This is a genomic window from Mycobacterium sp. NPDC050853 (assembly GCF_040653875.1).
GTDB lineage: Bacteria > Actinomycetota > Actinomycetes > Mycobacteriales > Mycobacteriaceae > Mycobacterium.
Genome location: NZ_JBFAGW010000011.1, coordinates 61,208 through 76,749 on the forward strand (window position 1 = coordinate 61,208; position 15,542 = coordinate 76,749).

At 63.9% G+C, this 15,542-nt stretch carries 12 protein-coding genes; 5 read left to right on the plus strand and 7 right to left on the minus strand.

The annotated features are described in order from the left end of the window. Positions 1 to 29 precede the first annotated feature (29 nt). Positions 30 to 224, minus strand: a complete 195-nt coding sequence (gene rpmI, locus AB0H22_RS24175; RefSeq protein ID WP_180750051.1) for a 50S ribosomal protein L35 — start codon at positions 222 to 224, stop codon at positions 30 to 32. Positions 225 to 264: 40 nt separating this feature from the next. After that, the gene (gene infC, locus AB0H22_RS24180) at positions 265 to 909 is read right to left on the minus strand and encodes a translation initiation factor IF-3 (RefSeq protein ID WP_180750358.1); all 645 of its coding nucleotides are present in this window, start codon (positions 907 to 909) and stop codon (positions 265 to 267) included. 316 nt (positions 910 to 1,225) lie between these two features. On the opposite strand from infC, the gene AB0H22_RS24185 reads away from it, so the two are divergent. Genes AB0H22_RS24185 through AB0H22_RS24200 form a run of 4 tightly spaced genes read left to right on the plus strand, consistent with a single transcriptional unit; the run spans position 1,226 to position 6,658 of the window. Further along, positions 1,226 to 1,597: a DUF1844 domain-containing protein gene (locus tag AB0H22_RS24185; protein WP_358149670.1), complete on the plus strand. Its 372-nt coding sequence runs from the start codon at positions 1,226 to 1,228 to the stop codon at positions 1,595 to 1,597. A gap of 57 nt (positions 1,598 to 1,654) precedes the next feature. Beyond that, the gene (gene lysX, locus AB0H22_RS24190) at positions 1,655 to 4,987 is read left to right on the plus strand and encodes a bifunctional lysylphosphatidylglycerol synthetase/lysine--tRNA ligase LysX (protein ID WP_180750049.1); all 3,333 of its coding nucleotides are present in this window, start codon (positions 1,655 to 1,657) and stop codon (positions 4,985 to 4,987) included. A gap of 48 nt (positions 4,988 to 5,035) precedes the next feature. After that, a complete protein-coding gene (locus tag AB0H22_RS24195; protein WP_358149697.1) occupies positions 5,036 to 6,412 on the plus strand; it encodes an alpha/beta hydrolase-fold protein in 1,377 nt (458 codons plus the stop codon). 24 nt (positions 6,413 to 6,436) lie between these two features. Continuing rightward, positions 6,437 to 6,658: a hypothetical protein gene (locus AB0H22_RS24200; protein WP_358149673.1), complete on the plus strand. Its 222-nt coding sequence runs from the start codon at positions 6,437 to 6,439 to the stop codon at positions 6,656 to 6,658. On the opposite strand, the gene AB0H22_RS24205 is transcribed toward AB0H22_RS24200, so the two are convergent. Then, a complete protein-coding gene (locus AB0H22_RS24205) occupies positions 6,655 to 8,136 on the minus strand; it encodes an AMP-binding protein (RefSeq protein ID WP_358149676.1) in 1,482 nt (493 codons plus the stop codon). The genes AB0H22_RS24200 and AB0H22_RS24205 overlap by 4 nt on opposite strands. A gap of 10 nt (positions 8,137 to 8,146) precedes the next feature. Further along, a complete protein-coding gene (gene uvrA / locus AB0H22_RS24210; RefSeq protein ID WP_358149678.1) occupies positions 8,147 to 11,089 on the minus strand; it encodes an excinuclease ABC subunit UvrA in 2,943 nt (980 codons plus the stop codon). A gap of 185 nt (positions 11,090 to 11,274) precedes the next feature. Between uvrA and AB0H22_RS24215 the strand changes: the two genes are divergently transcribed. Beyond that, positions 11,275 to 11,952, plus strand: coding sequence for an MBL fold metallo-hydrolase (locus AB0H22_RS24215; protein ID WP_358149680.1), 678 nt, complete (start codon positions 11,275 to 11,277; stop codon positions 11,950 to 11,952). Between the two features lie 26 nt (positions 11,953 to 11,978). Here AB0H22_RS24215 and AB0H22_RS24220 read toward each other — a convergent pair whose 3' ends face one another. From AB0H22_RS24220 to AB0H22_RS24230, 3 genes are all read right to left on the minus strand, one after another. Further along, positions 11,979 to 12,419: a universal stress protein gene (locus AB0H22_RS24220; protein WP_180750044.1), complete on the minus strand. Its 441-nt coding sequence runs from the start codon at positions 12,417 to 12,419 to the stop codon at positions 11,979 to 11,981. A 175-nt stretch (positions 12,420 to 12,594) separates the two neighbouring features. Then, the gene (locus AB0H22_RS24225) at positions 12,595 to 14,064 is read right to left on the minus strand and encodes a M20/M25/M40 family metallo-hydrolase (RefSeq protein WP_358149683.1); all 1,470 of its coding nucleotides are present in this window, start codon (positions 14,062 to 14,064) and stop codon (positions 12,595 to 12,597) included. Positions 14,065 to 14,076: 12 nt separating this feature from the next. After that, positions 14,077 to 15,513 carry an MFS transporter gene (locus tag AB0H22_RS24230; protein ID WP_358149686.1) on the minus strand — a complete coding sequence of 479 codons (1,437 nt, stop codon included), beginning with the start codon at positions 15,511 to 15,513 and terminating at the stop codon, positions 14,077 to 14,079. Positions 15,514 to 15,542: the final 29 nt, after the last annotated feature.

A 15,542-nucleotide genomic window follows, 5' to 3' on the forward strand; every position in this document is an offset into this window, starting at 1 on the left:
GTGTGTTGGGGTGGTCGTGAACGCGACTGCTAGCCGGTCAGCATCTTCTTGACACGCTTGGTGTCGTTCGCCGCTACCACGGCACGGCCGTCGAGACGGCGGGTGCGAGTGGTGGACTTGTGCTCCATCAGGTGGCGACGGTTCGCCTTCTGGCGCACGATCTTTCCGCTGCCGGTAGTGCGGAAGCGCTTCGACGCACCGCTGTGGGTCTTGGCCTTAGGCATCTTGGTGTTCCCTGTTCTTCGTTGTGTCGGTACTTAGGTACTACGCCTGTTGAGTGGGCGCCTGGTCAACTGGCGTTTGCTCGACGGGCGCTTGCTCAGCCGGCGGGGCCGCCTGGGCCGGGGCCGGCCCTGCAGGAGCCTCTGCTTGCTGAGCCGCCTTGGCCCGGGTCTTCGCGCCCCGGTGCGGCGCCAGCACCATCGTCATATTGCGGCCGTCCTGCTTCGCGGAGGTCTCGACGAAGCCGAAGTCGGCGACGTCCGCGCCGAGCCGCTGCAGCAGCCGGTAGCCCAGCTCGGGCCGCGACTGCTCGCGTCCGCGGAACATGATCGTCACCTTGACCTTAGATCCGGCTTCCAAGAAGCGGACCACATGGCCCTTCTTGGTTTCGTAGTCGTGATCGTCGATCTTCGGCCGAAGCTTTTGTTCCTTGACGACTGTCTGCTGCTGGTTCTTGCGAGACTCGCGCTCCTTCAGAGCCGTCTCGTACTTGAACTTGCCGTAGTCCATGATCTTGCAGACCGGAGGCCTGGCGTCTGGGGCTACCTCGACAAGGTCGAGATCGGCGTCTGCGGCGACGCGAAGCGCATCTTCGATCCGAACGATTCCGACCTGCTCGCCTTTAGGGCCGATCAAGCGGACTTCGGGTACGCGGATGCGTTCGTTAATGCGGGTCTCAGTGCTGATGTGGCCTCCCTGGCTCGTCCTCTACTGTCTTAACCGAAACACAGGTCGACGGGGACAAAAAGCGGGTCCATCAGCACTCTGCTCATATCGAACAGACTCTGCTCCCGTAGAACAGAGAAGCCCTGCGCATGGCAGGGCCCGTAGCCGACCGGTCACGACGAAAAACGCCGTTCTGCACCCCAAATGTTGAGGCAGAACAATCACCCGAGAGTGATTGCGACCGGACCGCGAGACCTTATGGTCAGCGGTGGGAGCGGGACTCCACTTGGTGTCCCCGGCGTTACCGGGAACGGTCGTGCATGGAAGTCTAGCAGCCGTGACCGATGACCTCGAAATTCACGACACCTCGTCCCGAGATGACGCCCCGAATGACGGCTCCGTGCGGGACCTGGCAGATATCCCTGCAATCGAGGTAGTCACCAAGGCCATCGTGATGCTGATGAGCTCCAGTGCCGAAAAACTGGGACTGTCCTCCCCCGATCCCGACGAAAGTCCTCACCGCGACCTGGACGAGGCACGCCGGCTGATCACCGCGCTTGCCGGGCTGGTGGCCGCCTCGGTGGAGTACCTGGGCCCGCATGCCGCGCCGATCCGCGACGGGTTGCAGAGCCTGCAAAAGGCGTTCCGTGAAGCCAGCGCCGTCCCGGACGAGCCGGGCCAAGGCCCCGGTGAGAAGTACCTGAGATAAACGCCCGGAACTCGTAACTCGCAGGGAACGTCAAGGCATGCCACTTATTCTCGCAAGGTGACATCCACCAAACCGGCAGCTGAACCACCCGCCCCGGAGCAATCCGCTGTCACAGCGCTCCCGGGTATAGGCGCGCGCCCAGCGGCGCGACCACCTATAACGTCGAGGTGGCGGTGGGTTCCGCCCTTCTTCGGCTGGCTCGTCGGCGTTCTGGCGATCCTGAATTTCCTCTCGAGCTTCTCCCCATTTGTTCGTATGGCGACCAGGCTGCCCCGGGAGTTCGTTGATGAGTATCTGTTCGGGTGGCCCGATAGCAGCCTGTCGTGGGCATGTGTGCTTGCGCTGCTGGCCGCTGCCCTCGCAGTGCGCAAGAGCATCGCGTGGTGGGTGCTGCTGATCGACTTGGTAGGTCGGTCGGCATTGAATGTCGGCGGCTTTATCGAGCACCGCGACACCGTGGAACTGATGGGCCTCGTCGTGCACGGCGCATTCATCCTGCTGCTGTTGCTTGCTCGAAAGGAGTTCTACGCGAAAGTACGACGGGGTGCGATCGTCAAGGCGGCGGTGGTGCTGGTCAGCGGGATGGCGGCGGGAACGCTGGTCGCGTGGGGCCTGCTGGAGCTCTTCCCCCGCACCCTGGTTCCTGACGATCGATTCTGGTGGGCGCTCAACCGTGTCGCGGGCTTCTCCATCGCATCACATCGCGATTTTGACGGCGTTCCACCGCATTTCCTGAACTGGTTGTTCGGATTGTTCGGCGCACTCGCGCTGATCACCGCGGCCATCGTGTTGTTCCGCTCACAACGAGCCGTCAACGCGTTGACAGGTGATGACGAATCACTGATCCGGGGTCTCCTGGAGCGTTATGGACAGGACGACTCCCTCGGATACTTCGCGACGCGCCGAGACAAGGCGGTCATCTTCGCGCCCAACGGTCGTGCGGCCGTCACCTATCGGGTTGAGGTTGGCGTCTGCCTCGTCAGCGCGGATCCCATCGGGGACAAATCGGCCTGGAGCCAAGCAATTTCGGCGTGGCTGCGGGTCTGCCAGGCCTACGGCTGGGCGCCGGCGGTGATGGGCGCGAGCGCCGAGGGTGCGCTGGCCTATCGCGAACATGGCCTGAACGCACTGGAACTCGGTGACGAGGCAATCCTGTACCCGCGCACCTTCTCGATCTCAGGTCCGCACATGGCGACAGTCCGCCAAGCCGTCAACCGTGCCCGGCGGTCCGGGCTCTCGGTGCGTATCCGCCGCCATCGCGAACTGTCGGCGGAGGAGACCAAACAAATCATCACCAACACCGACCTGTGGCGCGATGGCAATACCGAGCGTGGGTTCTCCATGGCGCTGGGCAGACTGGGTGACTCCACCGATGGCGACTGCCTGCTGGTGGAGGCCGTCGACCCCGATGGCAACGCCGTCGCCATGCTCTCGCTGGTGCCCTGGGGTCCCAATGGCGTGTCGCTCGAACTCATGCGCAGATCACGTCAGTCACCCAACGGCACAATCGAATTCATGGTGACCGAGCTGCTTACCCAGGCAGAGGGTATGGGCATTACCCGGGTCTCGTTGAACTTCGTGATGTTCCGCTCGGTGTACGCCGATGGCTCCCGGATTGGAGCCGGACCGGTGTTGCGGCTGTGGCGCTCGGTGTTGATGTTCGCTTCACGGTTCTGGCAGTTTGAGCAGTTGTACCGCTCGAACGTCAAATACCAGCCCGAATGGGTGCCCCGGTTCGTCTGCTACGAGGATGCTCGGCTCATCCCCCGAATCGGCATTGCGTCCGTGATCGCCGAGGGCTTCCTGGTGCTGCCCTTTGGCAACCGCGCCGAACCGCGGCACACCGGCCAATACAGCGCGGTGCCCCAATCGATCGTGGCGACCGGACTGCTGCACCACGACGGAAGCACCCCCGACCTGCTTCCACACGAGAAGCCGCAACAGCGGGTGCCCGAGCAGGTCAAGGTGCGACTGGGCAAGCTCGCCGCCTTGCAGGAACGGGGAATCGACGCATACCCGGTGGGTTCACCGCCGTCTCACACGGTCACCGAGGCGCTGGTGGCCGCCGACGGTACCGAGGTCATCATCAGTGGCCGCCTGCTGCGGATCCGCGACTACGGCGGCGTGCTGTTCGCGCAACTACGCGATTGGTCGGGAGAGGTGCAGCTGCTTATCGACGATCCGCTGCTGCACGACGAGTTCACCGCGACAATCGATCTGGGCGACCTGGTAGAGGCCAGTGGAGTCATGGGCCAGTCGCAGAACGGCACCCGGTCTGTGCTGGTGCGGTCCTGGCGAATCATCGGCAAGTGCCTGCACCCGCTACCCGACAAGCGCAAGGGTCTCATCGACCCGGAGGCCAGGGTCCGCGCCCGGTACCTCGACCTGGCGATCAATCCCGAGGCCCGCGATCAGATCGCGGCGCGTAGCGCGATCGTCACATCGCTGCGCAGTACCCTGCTCTCTCAAGGATTTCTGGAGGTCGAGACACCCATCCTGCAGCAGGTGCACGGCGGGGCCAATGCGCGTCCCTTCCTCACGCATATCAACGCGTACAACTTGGACCTATATCTGCGTATCGCGCCCGAGCTGTACCTCAAGAGGCTCTGCGTGGGTGGCGTGGAGAGGGTCTTCGAGCTCGGCCGAGCCTTCCGCAACGAGGGGGTCGACTTCAGTCATAACCCCGAATTCACGCTGCTGGAGGCCTACCAGGCCCACGCCGACTACCTGGTCTGGGCTAAGACGACCCAACGCCTCATCCAGAACGCCGCCAAGGCGGCGCACGGCAGCGAGGTGGTGATGCGGCAGGGTGAGGACGGGAAACTGGCGCCGATTGACATCAGCGGCGAATGGCCGATCATCCCTGTGCACGAGGCGGTCTCACGCGCACTCGGTCAACCGGTCGACTCGACAACGGAAGTACCTGCGTTGCGACGGCTCTGTGAATCGGTGGAGGTGCAGTTCAATCCACGATGGGACGCAGGCCATTTGGTGCTCGAACTTTACGAGCGGCTTGTCGAGAAGCGCACCACGACGCCCACCTTCTACAGCGACTTTCCAGTCTCGGTATCCCCGCTGACCCGCCCGCACCGAAGCACGCCAGGGCTTGCCGAGCGGTGGGACCTGGTGGCCTGGGGTGTCGAACTTGGCACCGCCTACACCGAATTGACCGATCCGGTAGAGCAGCGTCGACGCCTGTACGAGCAGTCGCTACTCGCAGCGGGCGGCGACGCCGAGGCCATGGAACTCGACGAGGATTTCCTGCGCGCCATGGAGTACGCGATGGCGCCCACGGGTGGGATGGGCATGGGTGTCGACCGTGTGGTCATGCTCATTACCGGGCGCAGCATTCGTGAGACGCTGCCATTCCCGCTAGCCAAACCGCGGTAACCGACACGTCGGAAGCCTGACAGACAATTCACAGGAACCTACTCCATCATAGGTGTCGTGTCCGGACATGACATCTCCCTGTTACATGGGACTTTTCCCGTCTCCATGCAGGTCATTGCCGGTTTCGCGCTCGTCATCGCCATCGGGCTACGCACCCGGCGGTGGTTTCTGCGCTGGTTACCCATGGCGGTAGGCGTTGGTGCCGCGCTGGCCGGTTGGGCCTACTGGTACATCCAGTCAGAGGGTTGGGCCGACGGCGGAAACCCGGCTCCGCCGATGCTGTGGGTATGGATCGCGCTCATCGGTGTGGCCGCCACGGTCCTGGTGGTCGGCTGGGGATCGGCGCGCTGGTGGCGTCGCGCGATCGCGCTCAGCGCGGTGCCGCTCACGATCCTGTCCGGGTCACTGATGCTGAATCAGTGGACTGGATATGTGCGCAGCATCCAGTCCGGATGGGCACAGTTGACCGCAGGCCCGCTGCCCAACCAGGCCGATATGGCCACAGTGACGGCCGCCCGCGAGGAGCGCCGCGGACCGGCGATGACCAAGGGCAAGCTCGTACCCGTGGATATCCCGGCCGACGCCAGCGGATTCCGCCATCGCCAGGAGATCGTCTACCTGCCGCCGGCCTGGTTCGACTCCACCCGTACAGAGCTGCCGACGATCATGATGATCGGCGGCGAATTCAACACACCGAGCGACTGGATCCGTAGCGGAAACGCGGTCGATGTGGCCGATACCTTCGCGAGTCAGCACGGTGGAAACGCGCCGGTGATGGTGTTCGTCGACGCCGGCGGTTCGTTCAACAACGACACCGAATGCGTGAACGGTCCGCGCGGCAACTCCGCCGACCATCTGACCAAGGACGTCATCCCGTTCATGGTGTCGCGCTTCGGGGTTAGTCCCCGGCCGCAGAACTGGGGCGTCGTGGGCTGGTCGATGGGTGGCACCTGTGCGGTGACGCTGGCCGTCAAACACCCGGAGTCATTCAGCGCCTTCGAGGACATCGCCGGTGATATGTCACCGAACTCCGGTAACAAGACCCAGACCATCGCTCGGCTTTTTGGCGGCGACGCTGCCGCGTGGGAACAATTCGATCCGGCGACGCTGATGTCGCGCCACGGGCGGTACACGAACACCACCGGCTGGTTCGATGTCAACGGTCTGCACCGAGCGGGGTCCGGAGCCATCACCAGCACGGGTGCCGCGCCGGGCGCCGCGGCAGCCGCGCCGTTGAGCGACCAGGACCGCGCTGCCCACCGATTGTGTGAGCTTGGTGCGGCACAAGGAATCTCATGCACGGTGCAGCATAAGCCGGGTGAGCACAAATGGCCCTTCGCGCAGACGGCGTTCACCTCGGCGCTGCCATGGATGGCGGGACGGATCGGCACACCGACGGTGCCGGATATCCCGTTGCCGCGCTAGTCGACCGGAGTAGCGTCGACCGGTATGTCCGACAGACCTGATCCGGGATACACCGACGGTGGTGTGCCGACATTCGAATCGGTACGCGAGAAGATCGAAACCCGGTCCGGCACGGCCGCCGGGTCCGCCGAGTTGGACGCCGAAAGCGATGAGGGTCGCCAGCTCGAAGAGCAATTCGAGGCGCGAGCCCGGGCGGCGGCCGAGCGGCTCGAAGAAATCCGCAAGTCGATGCGCGAGGAAACCTAGCGAGCACCGGTCCGGCGGGCGATCGCCTGCTCGCGGACGAGGCTGCGCCGCACCTTTCCGGAGTCCTCACGCAGGGGCTCTGCCACGAATTCCACCGCGCGTGGAACCTTGTACCGGACAATCTGGTCGAGCAGGTAGTCGCGCAGCTGATCCTCGGTCACGTTCGAGTCGGCTTGGACCACGGCGTGCACAATCTGTCCGAGGTCGTCGTCTGGTAGGCCGACGACGACGCTGTCGATCACGCCGGGGTATCCATTGATGATCGATTCCACTTCTGCGGGAAACACATTCGCGCCACCGGTCACGATCATGTCGGTGCGGCGGTCGCTCATGTAGAGGTAGCCGTCGTCGTCTAGCCAGCCGAGATCGCCGATGGATTCCCAGGTACCGACCCGCTTGATCTCGGCGCCGAGGTACTTATACGGCTTGGGCATCCCCTCCCATGGGCGCATGAAGATCTCCCCCACCTCGCCGGGAGGCAACGGGTTTCCTTCATCGTCGAGGATCGTCAGTTCACCCAGGGCCGGCTTGCCGACGGAGCCGCGATGGGCCAGCCATTCCTGTCCGGTGATGATGGTGCCACCGATGGCCTCGGTGCCCGCGTACAGCTCCCAAATCACATTCGGGCCCAGCAGGTCGATCCATGCTTGTTTCAGCCATACCGGGCACGGAGCGGCCATATGCCAGAGCACTCGAATGGTGGACAGATCGAATCGTCCGGGGTGTTGCCGGAACTCGCGCAACATCCGCGACATCATCGTCGGCACCACCTGCAACCAGGTGACCTTATGCGAGTCGATGAGCTCAAGTGCCTGTAGGGCGTCGAACTTCGGCTGGACCACGAGGTGATGCCCCATGAGCAGGCCATACGACGAAAACATCAGTGGCGCATTGTGATACAGCGGACCGGCAACGAGTTGGGCATCCTCGGACTGCATGCCCATGACCTCACCCGCGGCGGTGCCGGTGATCGCCGCGGGGCTGGGTGCGAGGATGATCTTGGGTCGGCCGGTGCTGCCCCCGGATGTGGGCGCCTTCCAGGCGGGCGATACCAGCTCTGGCAGCGGCGGAGCGGCGATGTCTGCAGCCGTAGGCTCGAATCCCGCTGGGAGACATACCCGATCCGGATGGTCGGCCGCCTCCACCCCCACTACAAGCGCTGAATCGGCAAGCTCGACGATCGCGCGACGTTCGGCAAGCGGTAGCCGCCATGACACGGGCTGTGGAGTGGCGCCGACCTTCCACACCGCGATCTGCGCGGCGAAGAATTCCACCGAGTTGGGTAGTCCGATGGTGACGAGGTCACCCTGCCGCACGCCGAGACGCTGATAGGCATGCGCCAAAGCCGTGGCACGTCGCTCTAGTTCGGCCCTGGTCACCGACTCGGTACCGCAGGTGACCGCCGGGGCGTCGGGTGCGGCTTTCGCGAGGTTGGCGAGGATACGAACAAACGGTTCACCAACAGCCGCGTCATTCATGAGTGCCACCCTAGACCGGCGCAACAACCTTCCTGGTCCGCGACTTGGTGGGAGTCTTTCCGGTGGCCTTGCCGGGAGTCTTTCCGTTCCGGACCGGCTTGGGCAGTAAACCCACCAGGAACTCGCCGGTGTAGCTGCCCGGCGTCTGGGCCACCGTTTCGGGCGTGCCCTGTGCCACCACTGTACCGCCACCGGAACCGCCCTCGGGCCCCATGTCGATGACCCAGTCCGACGTCTTGACGACGTCCAGGTTGTGCTCGATGACGATGACGGTGTTGCCCTTGTCGATCAGGCCGTTGATCACGGTAAGCAGCTTGCGGATGTCCTCGAAATGCAGCCCGGTGGTGGGTTCGTCGAGGATGTAGACCGTCTTGCCGGTGGATCTCTTCTGCAGTTCGGCAGCGAGCTTGACGCGTTGTGCCTCACCACCGGAGAGCGTCGGGGCGGGCTGGCCCAGTCGCACGTAACCCAGGCCGACCTCGACCAAGGTCTTGAGGTAGCGGTGGATCGAGGTGATGGCTTCGAAGAATTCGGCGGCCTCCTCGATGGGCATATCGAGCACCTGGGCGATGGTCTTGCCCTTGTAGTGCACCTCGAGTGTTTCCCTGTTGTAGCGGGCCCCGTGGCACACCTCGCAAGGCACGTACACATCCGGCAGGAAGTTCATCTCGATCTTGATCGTGCCGTCGCCGGTGCAGGCCTCGCACCGTCCGCCCTTGACGTTGAACGAGAACCGGCCCGGCTGGTATCCGCGGACCTTCGCCTCGGTGGTCGCCGCGAAAAGTGTGCGGATCTTGTCGAAAACCCCGGTGTAGGTGGCCGCGTTGGACCGCGGGGTGCGGCCGATCGGCGACTGGTCCACCCGCACCAACTTGTCGACCCTGTCCAGACCTGTCACTCGGGTGTGTCGGCCGGGCACCTGCCGTGCACCGTTGAGCTTGTTGGCCAGCACCGTCGCCAGGATGTCGTTGACGAGCGTCGACTTTCCCGAGCCGGAGACACCGGTAACAGAGGTCAGCACGCCGAGCGGGAACGCGACGTCGATGTCCTTGAGGTTGTGCTCGCGCGCACCGACCACGGTGACTTCACGCTTGGCGTCAACCGTGCGGCGCATCAAGGGCAGCGGGATGCTCTCCGCCCCAGACAGATAGGCACCGGTGATGGACTTCTTGTTCTTGAGTAGTTCGGCGTAGGTGCCGCTGTGCACCACCTGGCCGCCGTGCTCCCCCGCAGCCGGGCCGATGTCGACGACCCAGTCGGCATGCTTGATGGTGTCCTCGTCGTGCTCGACCACGATCAGGGTGTTACCGAGATCCCTTAGTCGAGTAAGAGTTTCGATGAGTCTGCGGTTATCGCGCTGATGCAGGCCGATCGACGGCTCATCGAGCACGTACAGCACGCCCACCAGTCCCGATCCGATCTGGGTGGCGAGCCGGATGCGCTGTGCCTCACCGCCGGACAGTGTGCCCGCCGCTCGCGCCAGCGACAGGTACTGCAGACCGACATCGAGCAGGAAGCCAAGCCGAAACTGGACCTCCTTGAGAACCTGCCCGGCAATGGCCTGCTCGCGGTGGCCCAGCGTCAGCGAGTTCAAGAACTGAGCGCAGTCGGCGATCGACAGGTCACACACCTGCGCGATCGACTTGGTGCCGTGCTCCCCGGCGGTCAACGTGACGGAGAGGATCTCCGGCTTGAGGCGGGTGCCGTTGCACTCAGGACACGGGATGTCCCGCATGAAGCCCTCGTACCGCTCCTTGGCCCACTCGGACTCGGTCTGCTCCATGCGACGCTGCAGGAAGGCCAGCACGCCCTCGAATTCGGCGTAGTACGAGCGGGTGCGGCCATACCTGTTCTTGTATCTGACATGGACCTGCTCGGAGGATCCGTCCAGGATCGCCTTCTTGGCGGCCGCCGGGAGCTTCTTCCACGGGGTGTCCACATCGAAGCCGAGGGCATCCCCCAGCCCAGCCATGAGCCGGACGAAGTAGTCGGCGTTCTGTCCCATCGACCAGGGCGCGATGGCGCCCTCCGCGAGCGTCATATCCGGGTCGGGGACCACCAGCTCGGGGTCGACTTCCTTCTTGATTCCCAGACCGGTGCACTCGGGGCAGGCGCCGTAGGGTGAGTTGAACGAAAACGACCGCGGTTCAAGATCATCCACGGCGAGCGGGTGACCATTGGGGCAGGCGAGTTTCTCGGAGAACCTGCGCTCGCGCTGCGGGGAATCCTCGTCGGCGTCCACGAACTCCAGCACCACGATGCCGTCGGCGAGCCGCAGTGCGGTTTCCACCGAGTCCGTCAGCCGCTGTTTGGAGCTGGCCTTGACGGCGAGGCGGTCGATCACGACCTCGATATCGTGTTTTTCCTGCTTCTTGAGCTTGGGTGGGTCGGTGAGCGAATGCACCACACCGTCAACCCGAATACGGCTGTATCCCTGCGAGTTCAGCTGCTCGAACAGGTCGACGAACTCACCCTTGCGCGTGCGCACCACGGGAGCGAGCACCTGGAACCGCAGGCCCTCCTCCATGTCCAGCACCTGGTCGACGATCTGCTGCGGCGTCTGCTTGGCGATCTTCTCCCCGCACACCGGGCAGTGCGGGGTTCCGGCACGGGCGTACAGCAGACGCAAGTAGTCGTAGACCTCGGTGATGGTGCCTACCGTGGATCGGGGGTTGCGGTTGGTCGACTTCTGGTCGATCGACACCGCGGGCGAGAGACCCTCGATGAAATCGACATCGGGCTTGTCCATTTGCCCCAGGAACTGGCGGGCGTACGCCGAGAGCGATTCGACGTATCGCCGTTGGCCCTCGGCGAAAATGGTGTCAAAGGCAAGGCTCGATTTCCCGGAACCCGAGAGGCCCGTGAAGACGATAAGGCTGTCCCGGGGCAGGTCAAGGTCGATACCACGCAGGTTGTGCTCACGCGCGCCTCGCACGATCAGACGGTCGGCCACCTGTGTCCTTTCACGCTGCACCTTCCGGGTGTTTTCGCAAAGCTCAGCGGCTGTGTTCCCAAGCAGGAACCACGCCGGTTGAGTCGTCGACTCCATGCTAGGGCGAGGCACCGACAACCCTCGCGTCGATGTGCCTGGCCGACGCTCTTCGCGCCGAGCGCACATCACAACTACGGTGTGGACCTATGACCTCCATCACCATCGACGACAACTACTCCGGTCACATCGAACCCGGTTCCGGCGTGGCACGTCGCACCGTGGACGGCGCGACCATCATCAAGGCCTCGGTGGGGCCGATGGACAACAACGCATACATCGTGACCTGCACGAACACCGGAAAGTCGCTGCTGATCGACGCAGCCAACGACGCCGTGCGGTTGGCCACCCTGCTGGACGAGAACGCCCCGAACATCGATCTCATCGTCACCACACATCAGCATTTCGATCACTGGCAGGCCCTTGAGGCGATCGTCGACAAGACCCAATCCGCGAGTGCCGCACATGATTTGGACGCTGGACCGCTACCTGTGCAGCCCACGACGCTACTGGCCGGAGGCGACAGCTTCGATATCGGTGACCTGCACTTCGACGTGATTCACCTGCGCGGACACACACCGGGCTCAGTAGCGCTGGCGTTCACGGCAGGTGGTGTCACACACCTGTTCACCGGGGATTCGCTGTTCCCCGGTGGCGTCGGCAAGACATTCAATCCCGGAGACTTCGATCAGCTGCTCGACGATGTGAGCGAGCGGCTGTTCGGCGCGTATCCCGATTCCACGATCGTGTACCCCGGACACGGTGATGACACCACTGTGGGCACCGAACGTGGATCGCTCGGCGAATGGCGCGAACGAGGCTGGTGAGCTCGCCCCGTTCGCGCTGGCCGGATTTACGTGGTGTGAACGATCAGCACATCGCACTTGGAGCGACGCGCCACATCTGAAGGAACCGATCCCAGAAGACGTCCGGCGATGGTGTTCAGACCGACATTGCCGACTACCAGCAAATCGGCCTTGGAATCCACCACCAGCTGCAGCAGCGCATCCACCGGCGCTCCCTCGATCGAGCGTTCTTCCACGCTCGTCGCACCCGCGGTCGCCGCGCGCTCGCGGGCGGTGCGCAGGATGTCGTAGACGGGTGCCTTGCCGGTGACCTTGTAGGCGTCATCCTTCAGGACATCGGCCGTTTGGGCGTTGTTCTCCGGGAAATACGCGGTTGCGACGATGAGCTTGGCGCCCGCCGCACCCGCGATGGCTCCAGCGCGGGCGACCGCCCGGTACGACGAATCCGATCCGTCAGTACCGACAACGACAGTGCTGTATGCGCTCATGAAAGGTCCTCCAGTTCCGTTTGACCAGGCCACGTGAGATTAGCCGGGAAGGACCCCGGCCATGCGCCATTTGGCTGATTGTGTCTGGCTATGCCCGTGATTTTCCCTTGTCGACTGCGCGGGTCGGTATGGCCTGCGCCTCAATCTGGTTATGAGCACCGTCACGCGGCGAGCATCAGGAACCGTTCGCGTACAGCTTGATGACTTGATAGAGAAATGCCCGACCGTCGTACAGCGACTTCACCTGGATGCGTTCGTCCAGGCCGTGTGCATGCGTCTCTCCCGGCTTGGCGAATATCCCACTGAGGCCGTAGACCGGGGTCTTCCCGAAGTAGATGGCATCGGTCGCTCCGGTCGACATGGTGGGTACAAGCGGCACACCCGGCCAGATCGATCCAGCGACGGCCTTGATGGGATCGACGATCTGTGGGGTCAAGGGCGGGACACTCGCGACGTTGGTGCGGAACGGTTCGGTGGGCTTCACCGCGATCTTGGGGTCGTTGATGGCCTTCACGATGGTCTCTTGAACGGCCGCTTGAACAGCCCCGGCGCTGCTGTCGGGCAGTATCCGGCAGTTCACATTCGCGGTAGCGCGCTGCGGCAGCGCATTGTTGGCATGCCCGCCTTCGATTTTCGTGGGGACACAGGTGGTTCGGAGCATCGCGTTGTACAGCGGGTTCTTGGACAGCACCGACGTCGCGGCCGGATCTTGCGGATTGGCGACGATTGCCGACATGGCCCGACCCACTTCACCCGGCTGCAGCGGAGCCTGCGCCGTGAAATATGCGCGGGTGATGTCGTTGAGCTGAACCGGGAACGGTGCGGCGGCGAGCCGGTCCAGACCGGCACCGAGTGCCCGTATTGCGTTGAACGGGCCGGGCTGGCTGCTGTGTCCGCCCTCGTCGGTGACCTCGAGGGTGAAGTCTTGATAAATCTTCTGGCCTGCCTGAATTTCGAGCAGGATGGGTTTGTTGTCTTCGCTCAGATCGCCGCCCGCGCCTTCGTTGACGACGAACTCGGCATCGACGAGCTCGGGTCGGTTTTGGTGCAGCCACTCGGCGCCGTTGACCTGCCCGCCGCCTTCTTCACCGCAGGTGAGCGCGACTCGGATCGGGCGCTTCGGGACGAACTTCTCTACGCGGTAACGAATGAGGTTATCGATGAAAATCGCGGCCATGGCCTTGTCGTCCTCGGCCCCGCGCGCGTAGAAGTATCCATTCTCCTCGACGAGGGTGAACGGATCGCGCTTCCAGTCCTCACGTTTGGCTTCGACCACGTCGATATGCGCCAGCTGCAGAATGGGTTTGGTTATCTGGCCCCCGGCATTACTCGCCCCGTCGAGTGTCGCTACCAGGCCGCCATCCTTGGGGCGATCAGGTGGGCTGAAAAGCACTAGGTCTTTGTCGGAGTACCCGGCGGCCTTGAGGCGATTGGCCATCTTCTGTGCGGCCTCGGTGCAACTCCCCTGCGACGCGGTCGTATTGGTCTCGATGAGTTCCCGATATACGTCACGAAACGCGCCACGATCATCAGTGCCCGACGGGGTGCCGGTGGCCGGCGAGCTGTGGTTCTCGGTTGTCCCACAGGCGGCGAGGGTAAGCACGGCGGCGGTAAGCGCGAGGATACGTTGCATGGTTTCGTTCATACACCGCGACCGTTACAAGGGAGCGCGAACTGTGTCTTCCTTGAACCCATCTGTCATCTCGGCCGCGGTGCCGGCGCGGAACACTCTGGAGGACACGAGAACACCCAGTACCACGACGGCGGCGAACCCCAGGAACAGCAGATGTGCGCCGTGCGTGGAGGATCCACCGAGATTGACGAGCACTCCCGCCAGTCCCGCACCGAATGCTCCCGCGATCAGTTGCACCGTGCTGATGGCAGCGGCGGCCGCCCCGCTCTCGGCCGGGTCGGAAGACACCGACATTGCCGCGGATGCCAGGTGTGGCCAGGCCATCCCGATACCGGCACCGGTGACTGCGAAACCAAGCGCCCACATGCTGATCTCGAGGCCAGTCGCGCCGTCGCGCTGCAATGTGCCGGCGAGGACCAGTCCCGCAGCCACCACGATGGGAGCGAACGTCACCACGCGTGCCACGCTCCTCGCGTCCGCCGACGCGCTAACCATCTCGCCGGCGGTCCACCCGAATGCCAACGTGGCGCCGAGGAATCCGGCGGCGACCGGGACCAGGTGGCCGAGGTGCTGGCCGAAGAACGGAATGAACGTCTCAACCATCGAGGCCAGCGCCAGCACAGCGATCGTCAGGTAGATCCACTTCAGGGGATTGCGCGCGAATACCGCCTTGGGCAGTACCCACGCCGACGAGCGGCGATCGAGGGCGACAAACACGACGACCAGAGCGGCCGCGCCGACGATCAACCCCACCATGATCGGCAGTGTCGATTGGACCGCGGCCACGGCCACCATGCCGGTCGCCGTCGTGAGCACGAGCAATGACCGCACGGGAATGCGGTGCCGAGCAGCATCGGAGTTCATACCCTCGGCTCGCGTCAACACCATGGGCACCATCATGGCGATACCCACGGTGATCAGCATCAGCGAGACGAATGCCCACCGCCAGAGTCCGAACTGAGCGAACAGCCCGCCGGCCGCGGGACCCACAAAGGTTCCGACACCCCACATGGCCGAGGTGAGTGCTGAGGCACGCGTCCATAGTCTTTGTGGCAGTGCAAGATTGATAACCGCATAGGCGAGGCCGGCCAGCAGCCCGCCCGCCGCGCCTTGCACCGCACGTCCGGCAAGCATGACCTGCATGCCCGGTGACACCGCGCACATCAGAGTGCCCGCGGCGAATGCGCCGAACGCGAAGAGGTATGCACGCCGCGGACCTGCCCAGCCGAGCAGTGGGCTCACCACCGTGGCCGTGCTCACCGAGGCGATCAGGTACACCGTTGTCACCCATGCGTAGAAACGCTCCCCACCAATGTCTGCGACCGCACTGGGCAGCAGACTGGTGGTGAGATACACATTGGTCGCGTACAGCGCCACCCCGCCTGCGAGCACCGTGATGATGCCGAGCTGCCTCCCGCCCAACAGATCCCGCCAACTGCCGGATTCCAGGTCTTCTGTCATGCCGACACGGTACGATCTAAAGTCCACTT

Coding starts and splice junctions, on each gene's coding strand:
- rpmI (WP_180750051.1), bottom strand. CDS start 224: ATGCCTAAGGCCAAGACCCACAGCGGTGCGTCGAAGCGCTTCCGCACT.
- AB0H22_RS24200 (WP_358149673.1), top strand. CDS start 6,437: ATGTCCGACAGACCTGATCCGGGATACACCGACGGTGGTGTGCCGACA.
- AB0H22_RS24205 (WP_358149676.1), bottom strand. CDS start 8,136: ATGAATGACGCGGCTGTTGGTGAACCGTTTGTTCGTATCCTCGCCAAC.
- AB0H22_RS24215 (WP_358149680.1), top strand. CDS start 11,275: ATGACCTCCATCACCATCGACGACAACTACTCCGGTCACATCGAACCC.
- AB0H22_RS24220 (WP_180750044.1), bottom strand. CDS start 12,419: ATGAGCGCATACAGCACTGTCGTTGTCGGTACTGACGGATCGGATTCG.
- AB0H22_RS24225 (WP_358149683.1), bottom strand. CDS start 14,064: ATGAACGAAACCATGCAACGTATCCTCGCGCTTACCGCCGCCGTGCTT.
- AB0H22_RS24230 (WP_358149686.1), bottom strand. CDS start 15,513: ATGACAGAAGACCTGGAATCCGGCAGTTGGCGGGATCTGTTGGGCGGG.